Origin of the sequence: Pseudomonas sp. CFBP13509 (assembly GCF_005233485.1) — a bacterium.
Classification (GTDB): Bacteria; Pseudomonadota; Gammaproteobacteria; order Pseudomonadales; family Pseudomonadaceae; genus Aquipseudomonas; species Aquipseudomonas marginalis.
The window spans coordinates 242,300-250,765 of the sequence record NZ_QGAA01000011.1; the positions used below are offsets into that span (position 1 = coordinate 242,300).

The 8,466-nt window shown below is 63.2% G+C and carries 9 protein-coding genes; 5 read left to right on the plus strand and 4 right to left on the minus strand.

All coding sequences use genetic code 11. The features are described from left to right. Positions 1-22 precede the first annotated feature (22 nt). Both PspCFBP13509_RS19840 and PspCFBP13509_RS19845 read left to right on the plus strand, forming a co-directional pair. Complete coding sequence (locus PspCFBP13509_RS19840; RefSeq protein ID WP_065948273.1) at positions 23-673, plus strand: TetR/AcrR family transcriptional regulator; 651 nt, start codon at positions 23-25, stop codon at positions 671-673. Then, the gene (locus tag PspCFBP13509_RS19845; RefSeq protein WP_137212568.1) at positions 666-1,121 is read left to right on the plus strand and encodes an NUDIX hydrolase; all 456 of its coding nucleotides are present in this window, start codon (positions 666-668) and stop codon (positions 1,119-1,121) included. Before PspCFBP13509_RS19840 ends, PspCFBP13509_RS19845 begins: the two co-directional genes overlap by 8 nt. On the opposite strand, the gene PspCFBP13509_RS19850 is transcribed toward PspCFBP13509_RS19845, so the two are convergent. Further along, positions 1,111-1,674: a cysteine hydrolase family protein gene (locus PspCFBP13509_RS19850; RefSeq protein WP_065948275.1), complete on the minus strand. Its 564-nt coding sequence runs from the start codon at positions 1,672-1,674 to the stop codon at positions 1,111-1,113. The two genes, PspCFBP13509_RS19845 and PspCFBP13509_RS19850, sit on opposite strands and share 11 nt — an antisense overlap. A gap of 128 nt (positions 1,675-1,802) precedes the next feature. On the opposite strand from PspCFBP13509_RS19850, the gene PspCFBP13509_RS19855 reads away from it, so the two are divergent. The 3 genes from PspCFBP13509_RS19855 to PspCFBP13509_RS19865 all read left to right on the plus strand — a co-directional run bounded on the left by PspCFBP13509_RS19855 (position 1,803) and on the right by PspCFBP13509_RS19865 (position 4,968). Beyond that, positions 1,803-3,209, plus strand: a complete 1,407-nt coding sequence (locus PspCFBP13509_RS19855) for an XAC2610-related protein (protein WP_137212570.1) — start codon at positions 1,803-1,805, stop codon at positions 3,207-3,209. 130 nt (positions 3,210-3,339) lie between these two features. Next, positions 3,340-4,467 (plus strand): saccharopine dehydrogenase NADP-binding domain-containing protein, encoded by a 1,128-nt coding sequence (locus PspCFBP13509_RS19860; protein ID WP_137212571.1) that lies wholly within the window; start codon positions 3,340-3,342, stop codon positions 4,465-4,467. Between the two features lie 3 nt (positions 4,468-4,470). Further along, entirely contained in the window at positions 4,471-4,968 is a 498-nt protein-coding gene (locus PspCFBP13509_RS19865) for a DUF2269 family protein (protein WP_137212573.1), read from the plus strand. Positions 4,969-5,092: 124 nt separating this feature from the next. On the opposite strand, the gene PspCFBP13509_RS19870 is transcribed toward PspCFBP13509_RS19865, so the two are convergent. From PspCFBP13509_RS19870 to PspCFBP13509_RS19880, 3 genes are all read right to left on the minus strand, one after another. Further along, the gene (locus tag PspCFBP13509_RS19870; protein WP_074846931.1) at positions 5,093-6,430 is read right to left on the minus strand and encodes an MFS transporter; all 1,338 of its coding nucleotides are present in this window, start codon (positions 6,428-6,430) and stop codon (positions 5,093-5,095) included. Between the two features lie 148 nt (positions 6,431-6,578). Continuing rightward, complete coding sequence (locus PspCFBP13509_RS19875) at positions 6,579-7,514, minus strand: EamA family transporter (protein WP_137212574.1); 936 nt, start codon at positions 7,512-7,514, stop codon at positions 6,579-6,581. Positions 7,515-7,646: 132 nt separating this feature from the next. After that, complete coding sequence (locus PspCFBP13509_RS19880) at positions 7,647-8,267, minus strand: LysE family translocator (protein ID WP_137212575.1); 621 nt, start codon at positions 8,265-8,267, stop codon at positions 7,647-7,649. Positions 8,268-8,466: the final 199 nt, after the last annotated feature.

The window sequence follows — 8,466 nt, forward strand, 5'->3', positions numbered from 1 at the left end:
CAGATTTTGGAATTCGCATTCCATGAGCACCGTCAAAGCGTCATTGAAACCAAGAAAATCAGCGGTTCAAGCACGCTCTGCGGCAACCGTCGAAGCATTGCATGAGGCAACCCTTCAGGTTTTGACCCAGCAGGGTCTGGTGCGCTGCACCACTACGCGGGTGGCGGAGCGCGCGGGAATGTCGGTGGGCAGTCTCTACCAGTACTACCCAAATCGCGATGCGTTGCTCGCCGCCATTCTGGAAAAACACCTGGTGCGCGTGGCCGATAGCGTCGAGCTGGCGTGCTCCGGGCTTCAAGGCGCGTCGGTTGCGGAGATGGCGGGCGGCCTGGTCAAGGCATTACTCACCGCAAAATTGCGCGAACAGGCGGTATCCAAGGCGCTGTATGCGATCGCAGCCGAACGCGGCGGGCCGGAGTTGGTCGCACGTATCAACCTGCGCATGGTGGGCGCGATTGCAGCCATGCTGGCAACGGCGTCCGACGCCCACTTTGACGACCCTGGCCTGGTCGCGGCGATCTCGCTGAGTGCCATCGTCGGCCCGGCGCGCACCCTGCTTGAGGGGAACGCCGCGCCTGCGTTCGAGGCTGCGCTGGAGCAGCAAACCACCTTGATGCTGAGGGCGTATCTGCAGGCTCATCAACCTCCGACCCCAAGGAAGACCCATGCGTGAACGAAAGGCTGCACGACTGCTGGTTATCAACCCCGCGCATGAAGTACTGCTCTTCAGGTTCATCCATAAAGACGGCGCGCTGGCCGGTCAAAATTACTGGGCTACCCCTGGCGGCGGTGTCGAACCGGGGGAGACTTTCGAGGCTGCTGCCATCCGTGAGCTGTGCGAGGAAACCGGTATCCAGTTGCAGGCCGTTGCAGCGCCCATCGCGGATCGCCGATTTGCGCTGATGCTGCCCAGCGGTGAAACGGTGTCGGCCGTCGAGCACTACTTTGTGGTCCACACCGCCAACACCGAACTGTCCAGGGCTGAGTGGACGCTGGAAGAAACCCAGGTGATGGCGGACCATCAGTGGTGGTCGGCCCAGGCGTTGCGTGCCACCGAGGAAACGGTCTGGCCCGAAGCGCTGGTTGACATGCTGGTGCAAGCCGGCGTGTTCAGCGCATAGCGCCGAGAATCCCGGCCGTCTCGACCACCCTGGCATAGTCCATGGCCAGGTTGCTCAGCGACAGTGCGTGCACGTCCTCGGCCGGCCACAGGCGCCCGGACAAATCGGTTTGATCGAAGGTGTAGCAGGCGTCTGCGGCGACGAGCACGTCAAAGCCCAGGTTGCCGCCTGTGCGTGCCGTTGCTTCGACGGAGTTGTTGGTGATCACCCCGGCGATCACCAGTTGCTTGATCGAACGCGCGTGCAGCCAGCGTTCCAGCCCGGTGGCGATGAAGGCACAGGGTACGTTCTTTTCCACCACGTGTTCGTGGGCCAGTGGTTGCAGCCCAGGCTGAAATTCGCAGCCCGGCTGGCCCGGCCAGAATACCGAACCGGGGGTACGGGAGATGTGCCTGACGTGCACCACCGGTCGCCCCGACTGCCGCCAGGCGCCGAGCAACTGCTGCAACTGCTGCTCGGCCTGCGGATTATTGCGGCGCCCGAGCTTGGGGTCGTTCATGCCCTGCTGCATGTCGATGAGCACCAGTGCAGCGTTTGTGGCTAGGGGGTCCATGGCACATCCTTTGGCTCGTGAGGCACAAAACATAGCAGCCATTGAGTGCGCCTAAACAGCGATTTGTTCGATGCCTTCGCCATTTGCCTTTACACTGCCGCCCCCGAATTTCAGCAAGGATGCGTTGGATGCGTACGCGACTCAGCGGTGTACTCCTCTCCCTGGCCCTGGCCGCTCCCGTCATGGCCGAGCCCCGTTCGTTCTCGGTCAATGACCCCAGTGGTCAATACCTGGTCGAAGTGTTGTTCCCGGAGGTGCCGCAGGACTTGCAGCACCTGGCGCCGGCGCTCATCACCCTGCGCGACAAACGCTCCCTTGAAATCCTTCAGCAATTGCAGACCCCGGATGCCCAGGTGCCGCTGGACCAGCAAGGCAGAACCGTGGATTGGCGCCTGGTGGGGGAGAACGGCGTGGTGTACTTCGCCGATATCAACCAGGATGGCCGCCAGGACCTGGCGATTCGCAATGGCACCGGTGCGGATAAGGACTTCCAGTCCAGTTACGACGTGTATCTGCAAGACCCGCACACGTCCCGCTGGGTGCTGAATGGCCCCTTGACCGACCTCGCCAACGAGACCTCCGGCGGGATGTTTTCGATCAATCCCAAGGACGGCATTATCCATTCGCAGACCGACCGGGGTTGCTGCTGGACCCGCGCCAGCCGCTATCAGATGCGCGATGGCAAACTGGTGCGACTCAGCGCGTACACCCAGGCAGAAGTGCCGGCGACGGACGATGACGCCAACAACAGCATGCCCAGCGGCTACATGCTGCGCACCACCGGTGAGTGGAAGGACGGCCAGTGGCTGGAAACGCCCAGGCTGGAAGGGCCGGTCAACGAAGACCCCGAGTTCCTGACCGGCACCCTCAACGGCAAGATCCCGGTGCAGCTCTGGTACCAGCAACAAGGCGCGGTGCTGATCGGTGAGTTGCGCTACACCAAAAGCGGCAGCGGCAAGCCGATCAAGCTGGTGGGCGACCAGGGTGAGTACGGCGACCAGTCGTTTATCTACCTGCACGAATATGCCGATGATGGCCGTCAAACCGGCATCTGGCGCATCACGCGGGAAACCGTCGAACCTTATGCCTACGCGGGCACCTGGGTCAGTGGCGCCAAGGGCGACCAGCCCGAGCTGCAGATTCAACTTCACAGGCAGGACCGGGAGCCTGAGTACGACAAGCTCGGCGACGTGGCCCGCGACCAGCGCGATGGCCATTACCAGATGCGCGATGACTTCCTCGGCCGCGACGGTGACCTGGACCTGAAAATCCTTCCCGAACGCGACGCCCAGGGCCGGGAAGTGGCGGAACTCAGCGTGACGCTCAAAGACACCGGCACCGACAAGATCATCATCACTACGCACCAAAGCGTGCCGATGGAAACCGAAAACCTGATCATCGTGCGCGCACCCCAGGCGCCCCCTCGGGCCGGGCCGTATCACATCCAACTGGTGAAGGGCTTTGCGGTGATCGAGCACAACTCGGCGCCGGACAGCCAGGACTACCTGACCGGGTTTTATCGTAAGCAGCCCTGAGGCTTGGGAGCAATGCTGCCTGAGTGTCGATCCTGGCTCAGGCGATTAAACAAATCGGGTATCTTTAGCCGTTTCAGCTGCTGGCCTGTCTCAGGCCCCGCGCACAATTGATTGATCAGGGAAGCATGCAATGGCACTCAGGGTGATGGTGATCGGCGGCTACGGCAACTTTGGCAGCATCATTTGCCAGCACCTGGCGGGCGCGCCGGGCATTGAACTGGTGGTCTCGGGCCGCCACCCACACAAGTTGCAGGGCAAAGTCGATGCGTTGAAAACATCCTCCGGCCGCGTGTGCGAAAGCTGGTGCGGCGATGCCATGGCGGCCGGGTTCGCTGGCGTCTTGCAGTCGATGGACATCCAGTTGGTGATCCACACCGGCGGCCCGTTCCAGGGGCAATCCTATGCCGTCGCCCAGCACTGCATCGACGCGGGCGTGAACTACTGCGACCTGTCGGATTGCCGGACCTTCGTCAATGGCGTCGGCGTGCTGGATGCGAAAGCCCGGCAGGCGAGCGTGGCCGTCCTCAGCGGTTGCAGCTCTGTACCGACGTTGTCGTCCGCCATCATCGATCAGTACCGCGATCGCTTTACGCGCATCGACACCATCGAGCATGGCATTTCCTCTTCGGCGAAGATGCCGGGGCTGTCGACCATCGAAGGTGTGCTTGCCTACGCGGGCAAACCGATCAAGCAACTCAAGCAGGGCCAGATGCACGAAGTGCTGGGCTGGCAGGACCTGACCCTGCGCAGGATGCCCCAGCTCGGCACGCGGGTGCTGGCCAATGTGGACGTGCCCGACATGGATATATTCGCTGGTCGTTATGGCGCCCATACCTTGCGCTTCAAGGCCGGTGCGGGGCTCAAACTGGGCGGTGTCGCCAATTATCTGCTGGCGCAAGCGCTACGCATGGGCATTGTGCGCGACCACCTTGCATGGGCCGCCAGACTGCATCGCCTGGGCACCTGGTTCGAACGATTGGGTGATGGCAAAAGCGCGATGTACATCGACGTGCAAGGCCTGGGCATGCACGGTCAGCCGCTGTCCCTGGCGGTGCAACTCACGGCCCTGGACGACAAGGGCCCGGAAATCCCCAGCTGTGCAGCCGTTGCCCTTGCCACCAAAATGGCCCACGGTTACGTGCCCGAGCCCGGTGCCCGCCCGTGCGTAGGCGAAATCAGCGTCGACGAATACATGGCCGCCATCAACGAACCGACGAAGCTGAGCCTGACGGTGCGCTTCTCTGACGGGCAGGCCTGACGGATGCTCTACCTGTGCCTGAAGTACCTGCACATCATCGCGGCGATTTTCCTGTTCGGCTTCGGCATGGGCTCGTACCTCTACCTGATCGCCGCCAGTCGCACGGCCAACCCGCAAGTGATCGCCCATGTGGCGCGCATGGTCGTACGGTTTGATACCTGGATTACCACGCCGGCGGGCGTTATTCAGATCATCACGGGCTTGCTGCTGATCCAGCTTGCCGGGCTGTCTGTGACCACGGAATGGGTACTGACCGCGTTGATCATCTTCCTCTGCGTGGGCTCGCTGTGGCTGCCGGTGCTGGTACTGCAGAAGCGCTTGCAGCAGATGGCCTCGCGGGCGGTCGAGACCGACACGGTGCTGGATGATGGATTCCGTGGTGTGTACCGGCAATGGTTCTGGCTGGGCGTCTTCGGCTTCCTGGGGATGTTTGTGATCGTGATGATCATGGTGACGAAGATGACGCCGTGGCAGTTGGTCGGGCTGTTGGCGGGGGGCTGAGTGCCCGCTCAAGGCTTGGCATCCCAAACCGGTGCAACGATGCATACCGCTGTGTTCATAGCGGCTCCTTCAAAAAGCGCTGCTCATGCGTCGGCCGCTGCTACGGTTTGGACGGTGTGGGTGCTTAACGCGAGAGCAGCGGCGCCGGGCTTTTGTCCTCTGCGCCCACGTCGTGCAGGGAAATCCTCGACGTCTCCGGCAATGCCAGTCCGCCCGCCAACGCCAGCAATGCCACGGCAATCAGGTAGAACGCCGGTGACAGGTTGCTGCCGGTGGTGCTGATCAACCACGTGGCCATCAGCGGCGCGGTACCGCCGAAGATCGTATACGCCATGTTGTAGGTAATCGCCGAGGCGGTATAGCGCGTGCGGGTCGGAAAGGTCTCCGACAGCAACGCCGCCGTCACCACACCACACAGTACTGCGCCGACCGCCAGCAACATCACCCCGACAATTGACGCCGTGAACGAACCGGAACTGGCCATCAGGAACGACGGATACACCACCACCATCAACAACACGCACGCCGTCATCACCGTGACCCGACGCCCCACGCGATCCGAATACAGCCCCGCCAGCGGGCAAATCGCCGCGGCGAAGATCAACGCGATCAGCGACACCAGCAACGCCATCGCCCGACTCAGCCCACCGGCCACTTGCAGGTACGTCGCGAAGTAGGTGGTGAACATATAAAACGACAGCGCCGTCAGTGACACAAAAGCGCCCAGGCAGCAGATCGCCGCACCATGGTTGCGCAAGGTTTCCTTGAGTGGCGAGTGGGCCACCGCGTGCTCCTGCTTCACGGCCTGGAAGGCGGGCGTCTCATCCAGCTTCCAGCGCAGGTAAAGGCCCACCAGGCCCAGCGGCGCGGCGATCAGGAACGGCAGGCGCCAACCCCAATTGCCCATGGCCTCGGCGGACAACGACGCTTCAAGGGCGTACGCCACCACGGCGGCGGCGGCGAAGGCGGAGAACGTCGACACCGGCACGAAGCTGCCGTACCAGGCGCGTTTGTCCCGGGGCGCGTGCTCCATCAGGTAGGCACAGGCACCGGCGTATTCGCCGCCGGCGGAGAAACCCTGGGCACAGCGGATCAGCGACAACAGGATCGGCGCCGTGACGCCGATGGCGGCGTAGGTGGGCAGCAGGCCGATCAAGGTGGTGGCGCCGGCCATCAGCAGGATGGTCATGGCCAGGGTGCGCTTGCGCCCGATACGGTCGCCGAGCATGCCGAAGAAAATCCCGCCCAGGGGCCGGAAGGCGAAGGCGACGGCGAACACCGCGAAGGTTTTGAGCAAGGCCGCGCTGGCATCGCCGCTGGGGAAGAACTGTTGGGCGATGGTGGTGGCGAGGAAGCCGTACACGGCGAAGTCAAACCATTCGACGAAGTTACCGATGCCGGCGGCGATGATGACCTTGCGCAGGGTTTGGGGGCTTACCTGTTCGGTGGAGGGGCTCGTCATGGGGAAGGCCTCGGAAGGGGTCGGGGATGCTGGATTATCCGGGGAGGGTGTTGGGCGGCCGGGCTCAAAAGAGTCGTCCGCGTAGTCAGTAGCGACCGGGTGGGATGGGGGAGGCAGGAATTGGGCCAGGTCAGGCGGGGATTTATCGTTACCGGGCAGACTTGCGATAGGTCAGCAGCACAATCCCGGTCACCACGATGACGCCGCCGACTATCTGCCCGGCGCTGAGCATTTGATCGAGCACGATCCAGCCCATCAGCAACGTCGCCAGCGGCTCAATGTTCATGACCGGCGCGTTGCGCGGCATGTCCAGGCGCGGGACCGACATGAACAGCACGATAAAACCGGTGCCGTACAGCACCACCAACGTTGCGAGTGCCAGCCAGCCGGTACCCGTGGCCGGCGGGTTCAGGCCGCCGGGAAGGGCGCCGCTGAGGCCGGCGAGGTTGACACTGCTGAATACGATGAAGATGGTCAGCAGGCTGCGCACGGAGCCGCGTACCTGGGACAACTTGTGGTCGGTGATCCACAGCGCGCAGGCGAACACGAACGCGGCGCAGAAGGCCAGGCCGACGCCGAGCAGCCATTGCGGGCCGATATCGGCACTGCCTGAGAGGCGGCCGGGTACGTCCAGCACAAACACCAGGCCCACCAGGATCAAGCCCATCAGCAAGGCGGTGCGCGCCGTCGGACGTGGGCCGCCGAATGCCCAGGTGAGCAGGGCAAGCAGAATCGGGAACACGTTGCCCACCAGCAGCGCCAGCGCCACCGGCACGCGGGCCACTGCGGAGTAGAGGCACAGGCTCTGGGTAGTGATAAGCAGGCCCAGCAGCACTTGCCAGCGCCATGCACCTGCGGGCAGGCGCAGGCTTTGGCGTTGCCACAGTACCAGCACCGCCAGCACCAGCAAGGTGCCACCCGAGCGCAGCAGAATGGCCAACAGCACACCGGCGCCATCATCGAAGGCGACCCGAGCGGCGATGTGATTGCCGGCGAAGGCACAGCCCATGCAGAGCAGAATCAACACGGCAATGGGGCGGGAGAACAGGGCGGGGGCAGTTTGCGTCGGGGCAGGCGGAGTCATGCTGGGGCTCGGGCGGTTGGCGCCATCGTCGGGGATGGCGATTTATTTTTAGGTTGTCGTACAACTTCGTGAAGGGGGATTTGTAGCGTGTTTGCGCCGAGGGGGCAAGGAGGGATTTGGCATGGGGAAAACTCAGCGCTTGCTGAACGCCAGCTTTGCGGCAAACAGCACGAAGATCACGCCGGTGGTGCGATCCATCCACTGGATGACCTTTTCGCGGCGCAGGAACCCGGACAGCGACTGCGTGGCGCCGATCAATACCAGCGACCACAGCAGCCCGAGCAACACATGGATGCTCACCAGGCCGAAGGTCCAGGCAATCAGCGAATGCCCTTGGGGGATAAATTGCGGCAGGAACGACACGTAGAAAATCCCCACCTTGGGGTTCAGCACATTGCCCAGCATGCCCTTGATAAACCAGTTGCCGCCGGGCTTGCCATCGGCTGAAGCGGGTGCCAATGAGCGGCGCGGACACACCAGCATGTTCAGCCCCAGCCAGGCCAGGTAAGCCGCGCCGCAGTACTTGAGCAGGTTGAACGCCATCTCCGACACCGCGATCAACGCGCCCAGGCCAAAGGCAACCGCGGCGCCCCACACCAGGCAACCCGCGTTGATGCCCAGCGTGGCCTGCAGCGCCTGGCGCTTGCCTTCCACCGTGGCGGTGCGCAGGACCAAGGCGGTGTCGAGCCCGGGCGTGAGGGTCAGCAGGGTGGCGGCGAAGGTGAAGGCGATGAGGTTCTCGGCGATGGACATGAGCGGGCTTCATGCAGAGGGATGAGTGGACGTTAACCCAAGCTTGGCATGAGTGGTTATCTTGTTGCGAGCGGGCTTGTCGTGGTGAGCGGGCTTGCCCCGCGCTGGGCTGCGAAGCGGCCCCCAAAACCAGGCACTGCGGTTTGTCTGATGGAGCACAGTGATCTTTATTGGGGCCGCTTCGCAGCCCAGCGCGGGG

Coding starts and splice junctions, on each gene's coding strand:
- PspCFBP13509_RS19840 (WP_065948273.1), top strand. CDS start 23: ATGAGCACCGTCAAAGCGTCATTGAAACCAAGAAAATCAGCGGTTCAA.
- PspCFBP13509_RS19845 (WP_137212568.1), top strand. CDS start 666: ATGCGTGAACGAAAGGCTGCACGACTGCTGGTTATCAACCCCGCGCAT.
- PspCFBP13509_RS19850 (WP_065948275.1), bottom strand. CDS start 1,674: ATGGACCCCCTAGCCACAAACGCTGCACTGGTGCTCATCGACATGCAG.
- PspCFBP13509_RS19855 (WP_137212570.1), top strand. CDS start 1,803: ATGCGTACGCGACTCAGCGGTGTACTCCTCTCCCTGGCCCTGGCCGCT.
- PspCFBP13509_RS19860 (WP_137212571.1), top strand. CDS start 3,340: ATGGCACTCAGGGTGATGGTGATCGGCGGCTACGGCAACTTTGGCAGC.
- PspCFBP13509_RS19865 (WP_137212573.1), top strand. CDS start 4,471: ATGCTCTACCTGTGCCTGAAGTACCTGCACATCATCGCGGCGATTTTC.
- PspCFBP13509_RS19870 (WP_074846931.1), bottom strand. CDS start 6,430: ATGACGAGCCCCTCCACCGAACAGGTAAGCCCCCAAACCCTGCGCAAG.
- PspCFBP13509_RS19875 (WP_137212574.1), bottom strand. CDS start 7,514: ATGACTCCGCCTGCCCCGACGCAAACTGCCCCCGCCCTGTTCTCCCGC.
- PspCFBP13509_RS19880 (WP_137212575.1), bottom strand. CDS start 8,267: ATGTCCATCGCCGAGAACCTCATCGCCTTCACCTTCGCCGCCACCCTG.